The 16006-nt window shown below is 59.9% G+C and carries 11 protein-coding genes and 1 tRNA gene; 5 read left to right on the top strand and 7 right to left on the bottom strand.

The annotated features are described in order from the left end of the window. Nucleotides 1-76 precede the first annotated feature (76 nt). Nucleotides 77-856 (top strand): SDR family NAD(P)-dependent oxidoreductase, encoded by a 780-nt coding sequence (locus AC244Q_RS03555; RefSeq protein WP_128408147.1) that lies wholly within the window; start codon nt 77-79, stop codon nt 854-856. 70 nt (nt 857-926) lie between these two features. Then, entirely contained in the window at nt 927-1439 is a 513-nt protein-coding gene (locus AC244Q_RS03550; RefSeq protein ID WP_128408146.1) for a hypothetical protein, read from the top strand. 49 nt (nt 1440-1488) lie between these two features. On the opposite strand, the gene AC244Q_RS03545 is transcribed toward AC244Q_RS03550, so the two are convergent. The 6 genes from AC244Q_RS03545 to AC244Q_RS03520 form a co-directional block, all read right to left on the bottom strand. Continuing rightward, nucleotides 1489-4677: a type I restriction endonuclease subunit R gene (locus tag AC244Q_RS03545; protein WP_128408145.1), complete on the bottom strand. Its 3189-nt coding sequence runs from the start codon at nt 4675-4677 to the stop codon at nt 1489-1491. 23 nt (nt 4678-4700) lie between these two features. Further along, nucleotides 4701-6833 carry a GmrSD restriction endonuclease domain-containing protein gene (locus AC244Q_RS03540; RefSeq protein WP_487764147.1) on the bottom strand — a complete coding sequence of 711 codons (2133 nt, stop codon included), beginning with the start codon at nt 6831-6833 and terminating at the stop codon, nt 4701-4703. A gap of 45 nt (nt 6834-6878) precedes the next feature. Continuing rightward, on the bottom strand, nt 6879-7622 hold the full coding sequence (locus tag AC244Q_RS03535) for a DUF6615 family protein (protein ID WP_128407825.1): 744 nt from the start codon (nt 7620-7622) through the stop codon (nt 6879-6881). After that, the gene (locus tag AC244Q_RS03530) at nt 7619-8932 is read right to left on the bottom strand and encodes a restriction endonuclease subunit S (RefSeq protein ID WP_128407826.1); all 1314 of its coding nucleotides are present in this window, start codon (nt 8930-8932) and stop codon (nt 7619-7621) included. Before AC244Q_RS03530 ends, AC244Q_RS03535 begins: the two co-directional genes overlap by 4 nt. Next, nucleotides 8922-10481, bottom strand: a complete 1560-nt coding sequence (locus tag AC244Q_RS03525) for a class I SAM-dependent DNA methyltransferase (RefSeq protein ID WP_128407827.1) — start codon at nt 10479-10481, stop codon at nt 8922-8924. The genes AC244Q_RS03530 and AC244Q_RS03525 overlap by 11 nt, the downstream gene beginning before the upstream one ends. A 157-nt stretch (nt 10482-10638) precedes the next feature. Continuing rightward, nucleotides 10639-10712, bottom strand: a tRNA-Gln gene (locus tag AC244Q_RS03520). A gap of 162 nt (nt 10713-10874) precedes the next feature. Between AC244Q_RS03520 and AC244Q_RS03515 the strand changes: the two genes are divergently transcribed. From AC244Q_RS03515 to AC244Q_RS03505, 3 genes are read left to right on the top strand one after another with little or no spacing between them, the layout of a single operon-like run. Further along, entirely contained in the window at nt 10875-11786 is a 912-nt protein-coding gene (locus AC244Q_RS03515; protein WP_128407828.1) for an MBL fold metallo-hydrolase, read from the top strand. Between the two features lie 30 nt (nt 11787-11816). Beyond that, nucleotides 11817-12275: a thiol-disulfide oxidoreductase DCC family protein gene (locus AC244Q_RS03510; RefSeq protein ID WP_128407829.1), complete on the top strand. Its 459-nt coding sequence runs from the start codon at nt 11817-11819 to the stop codon at nt 12273-12275. Then, nucleotides 12272-13996: a saccharopine dehydrogenase family protein gene (locus AC244Q_RS03505; protein WP_128407830.1), complete on the top strand. Its 1725-nt coding sequence runs from the start codon at nt 12272-12274 to the stop codon at nt 13994-13996. The genes AC244Q_RS03510 and AC244Q_RS03505 overlap by 4 nt, the downstream gene beginning before the upstream one ends. Nucleotides 13997-14675: 679 nt before the next feature. Here AC244Q_RS03505 and AC244Q_RS03500 read toward each other — a convergent pair. Beyond that, nucleotides 14676-15587, bottom strand: coding sequence for a DUF1499 domain-containing protein (locus tag AC244Q_RS03500; RefSeq protein ID WP_128407862.1), 912 nt, complete (start codon nt 15585-15587; stop codon nt 14676-14678). Between the last annotated feature and the right edge of the window lie 419 nt (nt 15588-16006).

Here is a 16006-nt window from a genome sequence, read left to right as displayed (position 1 = left end):
CGTCATCCTCGGGCTTGACCCGAGGACCCATGGCCAAGCACTCTGTCCCCTCCACGCCACCGCGAAGGGAAACCCCATGAGCCGCATCTTCATCACCGGTTCCACCGATGGCCTCGGCCTTGCCGCCGCACGCACCCTCATGAAGGAGGGCCATGACGTCGTGCTGCATGCCCGCTCCAGGGAGCGCGCCTCCGCTATCTCGGAGATTTCGGCCGCCGCCCTCGGCCTCGTCATCGGCGATCTCGCCAGCGCCACGGAAACGCGCTCGATCGCCGAGCAGGTCAACGCCATCGGCCGCATGGACGCCGTCATCCACAATGCCGGCATCTACCTCGAGCGGAGCCGGGGCGAAACGCCCGAAGGCCACGCAAAGACGCTGGCGGTGAATGTGCTTGCCCCCTATCTTCTCACCGCCTGGATCACCCGCCCCGATCGCCTGGTCTATCTCAGCAGCGGCATGCACCGCAGCGGCGGCAGTTCGCTTGACGATATCGACTGGAAGAAGCGGCCGTGGAGCGCAAGCCAGGCCTATTCGGAAAGCAAGCTCTACATCGCCACCCTCGCCGCCGCCATCGCCCGCCATTGGCCGGATGTTTTCAGCAACGCGGTGGACCCCGGCTGGGTGCCGACAAAAATGGGCGGCGCCGGCGCACCCGATGACCTGGAGATGGGGCACCTCACCCAGACATGGCTTGCGACGAGCGATGCGGAAGCCGCCAAGGTCAGTGGCGGGTATTGGTATCATCGCCAGCGGCGGGAGGCGGCGGCTGAGGTGGGCGATCCTGGGTTTCAGGAGGCCTTGCTGGAGACACTGGCGGGGTTGACGGGTGTTCGGCTGTTTGCGGAGCGCGGGTAAGTGTCAACTTGCCTTGCCACGGGGCGGCGACGAGGCAGTAAAGACCCGGTCTGGATCAAAGGGAGACTTCATGACAGCCCATATGCACTCACTTACGCTGCCGGGGCCAATGCTGCGGCGGGGCTTCTGGCTCTATGTATGGGTTGTAGAGACACCCCAAGGAGATATGCTGTACGTGGGCAGGACAGGCGACAACTCTAGCCCGCACGCCACAGCTCCTTACACCAGGATGGGACAACACCTTGGCTTCGCGAAGAACCAGAACGCTTTGCGGAGGCACCTGAGCGACCGAGGCCTCAAAGCGGAGGACTGCGCTTCCTTTGACCTCGTCGCATTCGGCCCGCTGTACGATGAGGTGGAAAAACGGGAGGGTCTTTCCCGAGCTGATCTGATGAAGCTCCACATGCCAACCAGGGATATCGTCGGGGCACTAGAAAAGGCCTTAGCAGAGGAACTGAAGGCAGCGGGATATGATGTCCTCAACACGGTCAAGTCAAAACATCCGCCCGATCTCGAAGGTTGGAGCGCCGCTCGACAGGCATTTTCGCAGCGGTTTCCAAAGCTCCGCGAGCGGTATGATTGAGGTCACTCCATTGAGCCACTTTGCTGTAGCCACTACTCGGCCAAAGCCATCAAGGCGCCCCCGCAACCTCCCGCAACAACACTTCCGCTTGTGCCAGAACGGTTTGCACGGCTTCCTGCTCCAAATCGGGCGGAAAACCGAATTTCTTCAAAATTCGCTTCACCAGAACCCGCATCTTGGCGCGGGCGCTCGCCTTGTGCTGCCAATCTACGGTCACGGACTTGCGCATCTGCTCAACGAGTTCATGGGCTATGACTCGAAGATGTTCACTGCCCATCGCCTCTACTGCACTGTCGTTACTAGCCAGTGCGTCGTAAAAGGCCTCTTCTTCGGGAGATAGTCCCAAAGTTGCGCCGCGAGCCAAGGCAGCTTTCATATCCTTGGCCATCGCGACCAATTCTTGGATCATCTCGACGGTGGAGATTGTGTTGGCATGGTAGCGGGCCACCGCATCCTCCAGCCGCTTAGAGAATGCCTTAGATTGAACGATGTTGGATTTCGAGCGGCTCTTGATCTCACCATTAAGCAGCTTCTTCAGCGCTTCCAATGCGAGGTTCTTTTTCTCCATGCGCTGCACGTCGGCGAGAAACTCATCCGACAGGACGGAGATGTCAGGCGACTGCAATCCGGCAGCTTTGAGAATGTCGACGATCTCGGCATTGGCGACCGCCTGATTAAGGAGTTGCTCGACAGCCAGTGACTTCGCCTTGTCCGACATCTTACCGGTGGCAGTGGTCTTCACCAGCGCAGCGCGTACCGCCTGGAAGAAGCCGACCTCGTCGCGGATTTCCGCCGCGGCATCGCTTGCAGAAGCCAAGGCATAGGCCTTGCTCAATTCCAGCACGACGTCCTGGTAGCGGCGATGCGCTTTCTTCTTCGCCTCGATGCCCTCGACTTTCGCGGCCTCGTTCTCCAGCCACTTCAGTATCGAGTCGATGCCGTCAGCCAGGGCCTTCAGGCGCTGCTGCGGGGCACCCACGATACCGAGGCTGTAGTCGTGGCCGTTGAACATGGCGCGAACGATCTCATACTTCTCCAAAAGAACCGCAACAGCTTCCTCCTCGTCTATACCGGTCTTGTCGCGATCGGACTGGGAGTATTGCGCCAGAGCGTTCTTCAGGTTCTGAGCAATGCCGATATAATCGACGATCAGCCCACCTGGTTTGTCCCTGAAAACTCGGTTGACGCGGGCGATCGCCTGCATGAGGCCGTGGCCATGCATCGGCTTGTCGATGTACATGGTATGCATGCAGGGTGCATCGAAACCGGTCAACCACATGTCACGCACGATCACGAGCTTTAGCGGATCATCGAGTTTGCGAGCGCGCTTGGCGAGATCGTCCCGCCGCTTCTTGTTGCCGATGTGCGGTTGCCATTCGAGAGGGTCGGAGGCGGAGCCCGTCATCACGATCTTGACCGCGCCTTTGTCGTCATCGTCTGAATGCCAATCAGGCCGGAGCGCAATGATCTCGTTATAGAGATCTACGCAAATGCGGCGGCTCATACAAACCGCCATAGCCTTGCCGTTCATGCCGTCGATGCGGTGCTCAAGGTGAGCGACGAGATCGGCTGCGATCTGGACTAGGCGCTTCTTCGAACCAACCAGCCGCTCAACCGTTGTCCACTTGGCCTTCTGCTTCTCCTGCTCGCTCAACGTCTCGTCTTCGAGTATGGCCTCGATCTCGGCATCGATCTTCGGCTTCTCGTCCTCGTTCAATTCGATGCGGGCCAGCCTGCTCTCGTAGTAGATCGGAACCGTCGCCTTGTCCTCGACCGCTCGGCTTATGTCGTAGATGTCGATATATTCGCCGAAGATTGCTGGCGTGTTGACATCCTCCGCCTCGATCGGCGTTCCGGTGAAGCCGATGAAGGAAGCGTTCGGCAGCGCTTCCCGTATGTAATGGGCGTAGCCATAGCGCCGCTTGCCGGTTTGCTTGTCCAGCTTGGCGTCAAAACCGTATTGGCTGCGGTGCGCTTCATCTGCCATGACGATCACGTTGCGGCGATCGGTCAGCATGGGGAAATTCTCTTCTCCTGCCTCGGGTGTGAACTTCTGTACCGTGGTAAAGACGACGCCACCGGACGCACGGTTCAGGAGCCGCCTCAAGTCATCACGGCTATCTGCCTGTTCCGGCGTTTGACGGATCAGATCCTTGCAGAGACTGAAAGTGCCGAAGAGCTGGTCGTCAAGATCATTGCGGTCGGTCAGCACGATCAGTGTCGGGTTTTCCAGCTCCCGGGAACTAACGATCAGACCACCGAGAAAGGCCATCAACAGGCTTTTGCCGGAGCCCTGCGTGTGCCAAATCACGCCGATCTTGCGGTCACCATCCGGTTTGACAGCTTCGATGGCGCTGGTGATCGCCTTCCGCGCACCGTGGAACTGGTGGTACCCGGCAATGATCTTGAAGGGACCTTCGCCCCGATCTCCAAACACGATGAAGTCCCGGATCAAGGCCAGAAAGCGCCCCTTGTCGAAGACACCGCGCAGCAAGGTATCCATCTCGTAAGGGCCGTGCGGCGTGAAATCACCTTCTGCCCCGGTCACAGATCGCCAAGGCATGAAGCGCTCGGCATCAGCCGTCAGAGAGCCAATCCGGGCGAGCATGCCGTCAGAAGCCACCATCACGGCATTGGTGCGAAAGAGCGACGGGATTTGTTCCCTATAAGTCTGAAGCTGCTGGCATGCCTGGTCGACGGTAGCGTTCTCGCTCGCCACATTCTTCAATTCGATGATGCCGAGCGGTAACCCATTCACGAAAACCATCACATCCGGCCGTCTTGTGTACTTGCCTTCAGCGACCGTGAACTGGTTGGTGACGAGGAAGTCGTTTTTCTCCGGATGCTCGAAATCGACCAACCAAAGTTTGTCACTCTTAACCTCGCCATCACCGATGCCAAACTCGACATCGACGCCCTCAGTGATCAGTCGATGGATGCGACGATTCTCTTCAATCAGTGAGGGGGTATCCGCGATCGAGAGCTGACGGATCGCCTGTTCGCGAGCATCAAGCGGGATGGCGGGGTTCAGCCGCTCGACCGCTGCGCAAAGAACATCAGAGAGCAGTACGTCTCGGTAAGCAAGACGGGCCGGAGCAGTTCCATCGGGGGAGATAACTGCCGATGGCTGATAACCGTATCCGAGTTCACGAAAGGTGGCGATGACGACCTCTTCGACCAGGCCCTCGGAGAAGCCGGAAGGAGACGCTGACGTTTGCTGATAGAGGACGTCTTCCATGGGGGCCTCTCCCGCCGTTCGTCTCAGACGAATCGTTCCTTGATGTAGGTGATGGCTTGGTCTCCGCTCATCTCGCGTGATGAGTTGCCGTTCCGGACATAGAATCGGTCCTGAGCAGCGCCACCTTTGTCTGCTAGCCTGATGTATATTGGCTTGTTCGCCGGCAGGATTTCAACACGGCAGATTTCCTTCTCGTCGATTTCCGGGAACGACAGCTTTACCTTCGTCGCCGCGAAAGCTTCACCAAACGTGTTGATGATCAGCGTCTTGAGGTGCAGTTCGAATTTGTCACGGTTACCGCCGTTGAGGGATTTGTAATCATTGTCGAGGCCTGCAATGTCCCCATTGTCTGCGACACCGATCAGAAGGGTCCCGCCCTGCGCATTCGCGAAGGCGGCGATCGTCTTCATGATCACACCTTCCAAATCCTTGTTCACAGTGCCTTGCTTGATGTCCCAGCGCAGGCTCTGCTTGAACTCGACTTCCTCGTTTTCGCCCTCGGCTATCATGTCCTCGAGCGAAATGCCCTCGGCGACAGCGTGCGTCTCTGCCAGCCCTTCAAGCCAGGCATTCAGGCTGTCGGCAAGCATCTTGCGGCGTGTCTTAAGGAACAGCTCGTAATTCTCGATCTGCCAAAGCTCCCGATCTTCCGGGATGAGTTGCAGGCTAAGCGCATTCGGCTGGTTTTGGACGACGCCGGAGAGATAGGTCTCCGTTTCCTTTGCGCCCTTCGAGCGATTGGCGATTTGGGTCAGAATGGCCCGATTAGTCAGCTCCTGCGCCAATTGGTAGCGAAGCCGGTTTTCCTGTCCGTAACCCTCCGCCTTTAGGTTGGCGAAGGCGAAGATGTGGTCGTATTCCAACTTGTACTTCTCTCCCATCGGCTGATGGATGGAAACGCCGGTGGTGAGGCACTTAGCGCCGCGGCTTTTCAAATGCCAGCGAAGCAAGCCGAACAGTGGGTGTTGCACGGCACTGCCAACAAACTCATCGGGCGTAATCGCAATGTTGCCGCCACGATCTTCACGGATAACGTCCAGCAGTCGGTCGAAGGGCATAGGGGAGGTTGTGACAATCTTCAGGTCATGGTCCAGCTTCTGTGGAAGCTGGCTGACGTAGCGCCGGCGAACCTGCGCATAGTAGAACCACTTCACCACCTTCTGGATGTCATTGTGGCTGAGATTGCAGTTCTTCCGATGGCAATAGGCCACGATCGGGATGACCGCATAAATCGAGTTGATCTCATCGGTATGGTCAACGAAGGCGTGGCCGCGCAGAAGGTTCGCCACGTAGTCCAGAACCTTACCGTCGAGTGCCTTCCAGACTTCGCGGATCGCGTCGTTGTTGTCGGCCGAATGTAGTTTGCGCATATCGGACCCGCCCTGGTGCAGGATAGCGAGCAGCGCGTAGACGATGAAATCGAGCTTGAATATGAAGCCGTTCTCTTTCAGCGCGTCGAGCTTCTTCTTGAAAGCCTCACGGGCTCGGGGCCAGTATCCAGAGATCTGAGCCAGCGCGAGCTCAGCGTCCGTCAGCGCCACGCCACCGGCATTGACGATGTAGAAGATGTCGATTGCTTCCCGCAACGTAGCTTTGATCGGGATATTCTGCTCAGGAAAGTCCCGGTCGAGAATGCCCTGAACGGCAGAAAAAGTATCATCAATATTGTCTTCTTCTTGGCGTGAAACCTGGCGCCCGGCCTGTTCAAGCTCTCGGACGATATCGCGTGCCCGCTTTGCCCGGCTGAAAATGTCCGTGACATTGAGCCAGCGTGGATCGGTCTCCATGCGCTTCTGATAGTATTCGATCTCTCGCGTCTCGACGTTGATGTGTAGCCCGCGCGTGTCCTCGGTGATCTCCTCGAGAGTGTAGTAGGGCGGCAACACGCCCCGTATCAGCATGTAAAGCGTCGTCACGCGCTGCTGGCCGTCGAGCAAGATCTTGATCGCCCCTTGTAAAGGGTCGTAGATGTGGCCACCCTTCAATTCAGGCGGCTGGTTGGTATCCCAGGTAAGAATGGTGCCTGTCGGATAGCCCTTGATCATCGAGTCGATCAGCAGCTTGGCGTCCTTCTTCTTCCAGACATACTCACGCTGAAACGCCGGCACGAAGAGTTGGCGTTCGTCTATCTTTTCCAGAATGCTGCTGATTTTCATGACGAAAGTTGATCCATTATAGAATGTTGGTCTTGGCCAGTCAGTTCATAGATCGCGACAATCTATTGTCAGCAATCCGATTGGACCGTGGTCACCATCAGCTTGTCTGATCGGGCGCGAGAAATATCCATCGGTCGGAACGATATAGGGAGGAAGCGTGCCGTCACGCATGCGCGTTTGACCATTCAGTTTCGCCACGCTTGGAAAGAACAGACTTCTTCCCTGCTGGGAGCAAACTAGGAAGTGCCAAGGCACACATCGCGCCTCCAGCGAAGCAAGATCTTGGTGGCCATGTCTTTTGATGTGGCGAGCATGGCCAATCAAGCATCCCGCTTCGTAAGGGCTCAGCATAGCTGACTTTCGCCAACGCGACCTTGCGCCCTCTTCTGAGTAAAAACACAGGATCGGCAGCAATCGATCGCGCTTGGCTTCGGCGATCAACATATCGACCTGCGGGTGTGGTGCCGACTTCGCCTTGTAGGTAAACAACCCTGGGAACTGCAGTGTATTCTTAGGCAAGCGTTTTGCTTGCACCCGCATCTTCAGCGTATATTTTCTGCCTATCAGGTGCCACTCCCAGTCAGCGCCATTGCGAGCCTCTTGTCGTTTGGTGAACGTTCTGATTTTCGCAATCTTTGAGTGGCGGCGCCAAATCTCCAACAGGGTGCTTTCGGTAATGGTTTCCTCGCCGTACGAAATGGCAGACCCATACGCTAGATGAAGGTTTCTTGAGACAGCATCCCCAAGCTCCAGAAAAGTTCTGCATAGATATTTCGCTGAGGGCTTCATTGTGCCGCCTCCAGCAATTCATCACCCTCGGCCAAGCGAATTTCGCCGGACATGATCTTTGGAAGGAGAAGATCGCGGGTAGCTGCGAGCGTCTCGCACTCTTTGGCTGCGTGGTCTGACTTGACCATTAACGGTTCAGCTACGCCTGTATATGCGTCTATGACGGCCATGGGCGGGGTGACCGTTGGACGATTGTGAACGTGATTTCGATTCAACGTTGGTACGGCTGAACCAGCGTTCAGTGCCAGCATGTCAATTTCACGCAGCAGGAAGTATGCGTAGATCGGTGTAGCATTCGGATATGCCTTAATCCACAGCGAGGTATTGAGTGGCCAAAAATCCTGCTGGACGTAGAATACTTTGCCAAGGACGCCGCTTCGCCCCGTACATACGCCGGGAGCCTTGACCCTGAATTCTGCATGAGTGCCGCTTGGTCCGCTCGCAGCAATAACAGGGTAAGCGCCATCGGTGCGTGAGGGTTTGGGCAAATCAAAACCACGTTGTAGGACAATGCTTTCTTCTAGCTGCTTGAAGCTCCACCCCTCCGGCAGCCCATCACCGAGCTTGGCGGGAAAAAGATCGGCAAGGGCTTGCGCCCGCCCGGCATCCTGCACGAGGCCGCCCATGATTGTGATCGGATTGGTTGCGCCGTCCAGCTTGCGGCGCGTGGGGCCGAAATCCACGAACCAGTCGCGGAAGATCGCTTGCGCCATCGCCTCCAGCGTCTCGTTCGTTCGCCGGTTCAGTTCGATCTTGTCATCGAGGGAGCCCAACATGGAGCCAATCGCTACTTGCTCGGCCAGCGGTGGCAAGGGGATTTCAAAACTCTCGATGTGTCCCTTTGTTATCGCTCGCCTAGACCCGCCGGCGTTGAAACTCTCAATGTATGGTTTTGCTTCAGGGCTAGCCAGGAACGACATTAGATATCGAGAGCAAAGCAGACTTGCGATAGGACGCACAATGGCAACATGCTGATTGACGCAGGCTGGCAACACATCATCCGGCACGATTGATGAGCGAGCAAAAGTCATCCCGTCTCCGGTGATATTTATAAGCACATCGCCAGGCCTCACCTCGGCGTTGCGAAGTGCCTTGGCCTGTTCGTCCGAAATGTACGATACTGTACTTGCGTCAAAGCGCCGGTCATGAACGCACTGGCTCCGAATCAATGCATATTGGTTCCGCTCCTTGAGATAGGTTTGTTCGCCTCCTCGTGGTGTTGCGCCTGAACCGATTTTCGACGTCAGGTCACGAAGTCGGGCAACAGTCCAGGAGTGAGGAAGTGGACTAAACGGAGATCTATAGGACATCGCCGAGTGCCTGCAAATTATTCATAATCTCGCTCTGAAGCTTTTCCCCTTCTTCGAACTGCTTCAATAAGGTCTCCCTAAGCCCCTCAAATTTTTCGGCAAACGACACCCCATCATCCTCGGCATCCGCTGCGCCCACATAGCGCCCCGGCGCCAGCACATGGCCATTACTGCGCAGTTCGTTGAGGCTTGCCGATTTGCAGAAGCCCGGCTCGTCCGCATAATCCGCCCAGCCATTCGTCGCCCGCGTTTGTGGCTTCGAACGCCAGCGATGATAGACCCCCGTGATCTTGTCGATGTCCTCTGAAGTGAACTCGCGGCGCACACGGTCCACCATGAAGCCGAGCTTGCGGGCATCAATGAATAGGATTTCGCCGCGCCGGTCGCGGTGGCCATTGGCGCTCTTGTCGCGGGCCAAAATCCAGAGGCAGGCTGGAATCTGGGTGGAATAGAAGAGCTGGCCCGGCAGGGCGACCATGCAATCCACTTGATCCTTCTCGATCATCGCCTTGCGGATGTCGCCCTCGCCCGATTGCTGAGAGGACATGGAACCGTTGGCCAGCACCACGCCAGCCGTTCCACGCGGGGCAAGATGGTGAATGATGTGCTGCAGCCAGCCGAAGTTGGCATTGCCATTCGGCGGCTTGCCGAACCTCCAGCGCGCATCTTCCGCCAGCCGCTCGCCGCCCCAATCCGAAATGTTGAAAGGTGGGTTGGCCAGAATAAAATCGGCCTTTAGGTCCGGCAGTTCATCGCGGTGGAAACTGCCCTCGTTGTTCCACCGAATATCGGCATCAATGCCTTGGACGGCAAGGTTCATCTTGGCCAGACGCCAGGTCGTGTGGTTGATCTCCTGGCCATAGACGGCAATATCATTGCGCCGTCCGCCATGCTCCTCGATGAACTTCTCCGACTGCACGAACATGCCGCCAGAACCGCAGCAGGGATCGTAGACGCGGCCCTTGTAGGGCTCCAGTATCTCGACCAGAGTGCGCACCACGGAACGCGGCGTGAAGAATTCGCCTCCCCGCTTTCCTTCCGATCCGGCGAAACCGGAAAGGAAATATTCGTAGACACGACCCAGAAGATCCTTCGCCGTATCTTTACTGTCGTGAAGGCCGATATTGGAGAACAGATCGATCAACTCGCCGAGCATGGTCTTGTTGAGCGTGGGACGCGCGTAGTTCTTCGGAAGAACGCCCTTCAGCCCCTCATTCGAAGGAAAACGCTCGATTGCCTCCATCGCCTCGTCGATCAGCTTGCCGATTTCCGGCCGCTTGGCGTTGGCCTGCAGAAAAGGCCACCGCGCCTCCGTCGGCACCCAGAAGACATTCTCCGCGAGATACTCCTCCGGGTCTTCAGCATCGGCATATTCATCTGCCGTCAGCCTGACGTGAAGCCCCTCAAAGGCATCGGATATGTATTTCAGGAAAATGAGGCCGAGCGCCACATGCTTGTATTCCGAGGGCTCCAGATTGCCCCTAAGCTTATCCGCAGCCTTAAAAAGCTCGGCCGTGAAGCCGAGGTCATCATTACTCTCTTTTGCCACGCGAGCGCTCCCAATAGTCGCGCCGACGATAGCAGCGAAGCAGGCTGTGTAAAGGACGAAAGGCAAGCCTCAGTTGTCCATCGACGATGTACCCACTAGGTGTACCGGCGCGGCAACATATCGCCCTTAAGCATCTGTTTTATCGACATAACAAAAATGGCTGGGGCGCCTGGATTCGAACCAGGGATGACGGTACCAAAAACCGTTGCCTTACCGCTTGGCGACGCCCCACCAGAGCTTGAGCGGAAACCGCCTGCTCAAATCGACGCCTGATTAGCAAAGCTCTTCGCCTGTCACAATGACTAAGTTTAACCCGGCGCAGATTTATGCGCTGCGCAGCACCCGTCGTCGTGCTAGAAATTGGCGACGTCATCGGCCCGAGATCATTCCTTCATGGACAGTCCCGCTTTCGACCTCGCTTTCGAGCCGGCCTATGGGCAGGCCGTGCCGGTTGTTTCAGGGGTCGAGCGGGTTACAGTGAACAATCCCGGGCCTTTCACCTTTTTCGGCACCAACAGCTATATCGTCGGCGCTTCCTCGGTCGCGGTCATCGACCCCGGGCCGGAGGACGAGGCGCATTTTCAGGCGCTGATGGCAGCGCTTGGCGGCCGCGCGGTGACGCATATCTTCGTCAGCCACACGCATCGCGATCACTCGCCGCTGGCGAGGCGCCTGCAGGCGGCAACGGGGGCGGTGACGGTGGGGCAAGGGCCGCACCGGCCGGCGCGGCCGCTGCGCGAGGGCGAGATCAATCCCTTTTCCGAAAGCTCGGATCTATCCTTCGTGCCCGACATAACGCTCAGTGACGGTGAGACCCTGTCGGGCGATGGCTGGGCGCTGAGCGCGGTGCTGACGCCGGGGCACACGGCCAATCATGCCGCCTTCGCGCTTGAGGGTCGCGACATCCTGTTCTCAGGCGATCACGTCATGGCCTGGTCGACCTCGATCGTGGCGCCGCCGGATGGTTCGATGGCGGATTACATGGAATCGCTCGACCGGCTGATTGCGCGCGACGACCGGCTGTTGCTGCCCGGCCATGGCGGGCCGGTGACGGAACCCTCGAGTTTCCTCCGGGCGCTGAAGGCGCATCGGCTGAAGCGCGAGCAGGCGGTGCTGGCGCGCGTCCAGGCCGGGGACAGGCAGATTGCCGAGATGGTGAAGGTGATCTATCGCGATACCGATCCGAAGCTGCATGGGGCGGCCGCCCTTTCCGTGCTCGCCCATATCGAGGATCTTTTGGAGCGCGGCGAGATTGCGGCGGATGGGCCGCCTTCGCTTGCCGCCCTCTACCGGCCGGCGGCATGAACATGAGGGTGGGGTCATGAGGGTGGGGAGATGATGATGCGGGCTCAAGCCGATTACAGCTATCGCAACGATGCCGATGTGCCCGCCTTTGCCGATGACCGGCCGTTGATCATCTTCGATGGCGAATGCGTGTTCTGCTCCGGCTGGGTGAAATTCGCGCTGAAACATGACAGGCAGCAGCGATACCGCTTCCTGGCGGCGCAGACGCCGCTCGGCGAAGCGCTCTACCGGCATTACGGGCTGCACGCGCGCGACTACGAGACCAATATCCTGATCGAAGAGGGCCGCGGCTTCTTCAAGTCCGACGGTACGATCCGCATGGTGGCGGGCCTCGGCTTTCCCTATTCGCTGGTCAAGATTTTCCGGCTGCTGCCACGGCGGGCGGCCGATGCGCTCTATGAATTCATCGCCCGCAACCGGCTGAAGATTGCCGGGCGGCGAAGCTGCATGGTGCCGACGCCGCAGCAGCGCAGCCGTTTCATCACATGAGCGAGGACCGGTTTTCGCTGCTCATCATCGGCGGTTACGGCACGTTTGGCGGGCGGCTTGCCCGGCTGCTTGGCGATGAACCGCGGCTCAGGCTGCTGGTTGGGGGGCGGTCGCTGGAAAAGGCTGACGATTTCGTTGCCGATCTCCGGACGCCGAAGGATGGCGCCGAGGGCCTGGGAAGCAACAATCTCGGCGCGATGGTGCAGGCCGTCAGCTTCGACCGAGACAGCGATCTCATCGAACAGCTGACGCGGATGAGACCCGATCTCGTCGTCGATGCCTCGGGGCCGTTCCAGAGCTTCGGCAAGGATGCCTATAAGGTGGCCGAGGCCTGCATCGATCTCGGCATCGATTATGCCGATATCGCCGACAGCACCGGTTTCGTCGCCGGCATCGGTGGGCTCGATGCGGCGGCCAAGGCCAAGGGCACCTTTGCGCTGTCAGGGCTGAGCAGCCTGCCTGCGCTTTCCTTCGCAGCACTGGATGCGATGGCGCCGCATTTCTCGCGGATCGAAAGTGTCGCGGCGGGCATTGCCCCCTCGCCGCATGTCAAGATCGGGCTCAATGTCGTGAGGGCGATATCAAGCTATGCCGGCAGACAAGTTCCGGTGCTGCGCAATGGGCAGCCGGCCTCCGGGCGCGGGCTGATCGATGCGATGCGGGTGACGGTGGCGCCGCCGGGGGTTAAGCCGCTGCGCAGTCGGAAATTCCTGCTGGTGGATGCGCCGGATCTCAAGCTGCTGCCGGCGCGCTTTGCCGGCCTGCAATCGACTTTCACCGGGGTCGGCACGGAGCCGCAGCCGCTGCAGCGCTTGCTCAGTCTTGCGGCCAGGCTCGTCCGCCTCCGGCTCCTGCCGTCGCTGCTGCCGTTTGCGCGGCTGCTGCAGCGCGCCAGCCACGCTTTCGCGATCGGCGAACATCGCGGCGGCATGTTCGTCCGCGTCGGCGGTGTCGATCATGCGGGCGAGCGGTTGACATCCGGCTGGCATCTGATTGCCGAAGGTGATGACGGGCCGTTCATTCCCGTCATCGGCGTCGATGCGCTGGTGCGCCGGCTGCTGACCGGCATGCGGCCGGAGAATGGAGCGCGACCGGCGGCGGGGGAATTGCAGCTTGCGGATTTCGAAGCGGCCTTCCAGCGGTTTTCAATCACATCCGGCATCACGATGGAAAACGAGGAGGCACGCCAGCCGCTCTACCAGAGGATCCTCGGCAGCGCCTGGGAGCGGCTGCCGCCCGCCCTCGCCGCCCTGCATGCCGGCGGCGCGCGCGTCGCCTCCGGCCGGGCGCGGATCGAGCGCGGCAGCGGGCTGCTGGCGAGGATCGTCGCTCGGGTGATCGGCTTTCCCCCGGCGGGCGAGGACGTGCCGGTCACGGTGCGTTTCGTTGCCGATGGCGACAAGGAGATCTGGACACGCGATTTCGGCGGCACGGTGTTCCACAGCTGGCAAGTCGAGGCAAAGGGCCGTGACCGGGATCTGCTCGCCGAGGTGTTCGGGCCGTTCCGGGTGCTGATGGCACTGGTGCCGGATGGGGAAAAGCTGCGGCTCGTGGTGCGCGGCTGGCGGTTTTTGGGGATTCCGCTGCCGATGTTTCTGGCGCCTGGCGGGGATACTTATGAGGAGGAGCGCGATGGGCGGTTCCACTTCCATGTGGAGATTGGCGGGCGACTGACGGGGCTGGTGGTGCGGTATTCGGGGTGGTTGGTGGTGGAGGAGTGAGCGGTGGCTGCCTTCGCGCGGATGGCTGCCCCTCACCCTAACCTTACCGGGCTCGAGCCACTCGTCTCGACCCGTCCTCCGGACCCCCGCTCGCGGGGCGAGGGGACGTGCCCTGCGAGAGGTAGCGAGGGACGGAGAGGTTGCGGCATGTGTCCTCTTCTCCCCACCGGGGGTCCGAAGGACGGGTTGAGACGGGTGGCTCAACCCAGGCAAAGGTGGCCCGAAGGGTCGGATGAGGGGGCCACACGGCACGCCCTCTCATCTTAACTATCCCACCATGCCGACGCGAGCGCGCTCGAATCCCGCATAGACGTTGTAAGGAAAGACCGGCTTCGCCGGCCCCCTTCCTTACGGTCTTGCGGGACCGACCAGCCCACCAGCCACATGGCACACCGATCAGCCCTCATCCTGAGGCGCGCAGGCCAGAGGCCAGAGCCTCGAAGGACGGGGCGGGTGATGCGCGCTGCGGCCGCATCCATTGCCGGAGGAGATACCAGTGGCCGGCCTCGTCCTTCGAGGCCCCTGCGGGGCGCCTCAGGATGAGGTCGGAGAGAGGCTGCGGCCCGCAGGTTGTCGAGTTTGCCGCACCGTATCCCGGCCCTTCGCTTTGGGCTCAGGGCGTTCGCCGCTGCAATCGATTCACTGGATCGATTGCTGCCGCCTTTGGCGGCACCGCGGCTCACCCACCCGCAATTCCCAGCAGTTCAGCATCCAGCGCCTTCAGATAATCGCCGGCGATTTCGGCGCTGAAGCCGAGGTCGTGTTGGCCGTAGCGGGAGGCGACGCGGATGTCGACGAAGGTGGTTTCGGCCTCTTCGCGGAGCCGAATGATGATATCGAAGCGCAGGCCGAGGATCAGCGTGCGGGTGGTACCCTGCAGCGTCACGCCGTTGACGCCGCGGATCAGCTTGGCGACGTCATCGTCATAGGGGCGCGGCGTCGGCACGGGGATGGTATCGGGCGCATCGGCCACGGCATCGTCGCCCGGCTGCGGCGGCTTGACCGGTCTGTCCTCGGCATCGCGGTCGGGCTCGGTGTCGCCACTGCTTTTCGTGATGGTAATGCCGCTCATCTTGGCGACCTTGCGCACCGCTTCGAGCACGCGGTCGAGCGCGCCTTCATAACGCCGGCCGGTGAGTTCGGGATAGGCGGCGAGCTGCTTTTCGCGATCCTCCGGCGTCACTTGGACGTTTCGTTTCAGCCAGATCTGGTCGGAGTGCGGCGGCGAAAGCCAGTCGGGTGCGGAGACCGGATCGGTGGAAACGTCGTAGATATCGGGCCGCGTCATGTAACGCTCGGTGGCATAGGCGCCGAGGCCGAGCGGAAAGGCGGCAAAGATCAGCGCCGCCAGCGCCGCCAGCCCGCCCTCGGCCCCCGTCATCCAGAGGCTGCGCAGCCCGACTGCGGCAAGCATGACGGAAAGCAGCGCGCCGCCGGCGGCGGCAATCAAGAGCAGCACCAGATAGGGTGTGGCGAGGCCGCCGAAGCGATGGGCAATCATGACAGCCAGCGCCAGCACCAGGGAAAACGCCGCGAGCAGCCGCGAAAAGCGGGCGGCGTTGGAAACGGGGCGGTCGAAGCGGATGGCCATCAAACTTACCGGTTGCTCGTCAGCGCCCGCGCGTTCGACCACGCAAATCGCCTCCACCCTGTTTAGAGCATGATGCCGAAAAGTGTGAAGCGGTTTTCGGACGACATCATGCTCTATTCATTGAATTAGATCCGGATTCAGATTTAGAGCCTTTCCGGGTTAGATTGCAGCATTCTGTTGGCTCAAACGGAGTCGGATGGTCGACCGGCCGGCGCGTGTCGTAGCCCGGCTCTACGGCCAAGCCGGCCGGTCGATCAGCCGGCCCGTTTCAGCCAACCCGAAGGGCCGGGCATCTTTCCGCCAGGGCAAAGGCGATCGGCTCGGACGTACCTTGGGGTATGCCCTTCGCCAATCGCCTTTGCCCTGACGAAAATCTGCTCCGGCAGAATGCTGCAATCTAACCCGGAAAGGCTCTAGGC

The organism is Rhizobium sp. CB2179 (assembly GCF_057653455.1).
The sequence above is the reverse complement of the archived record's forward strand: the minus strand, read 5'-3'. Positions and strand labels throughout refer to the sequence as shown.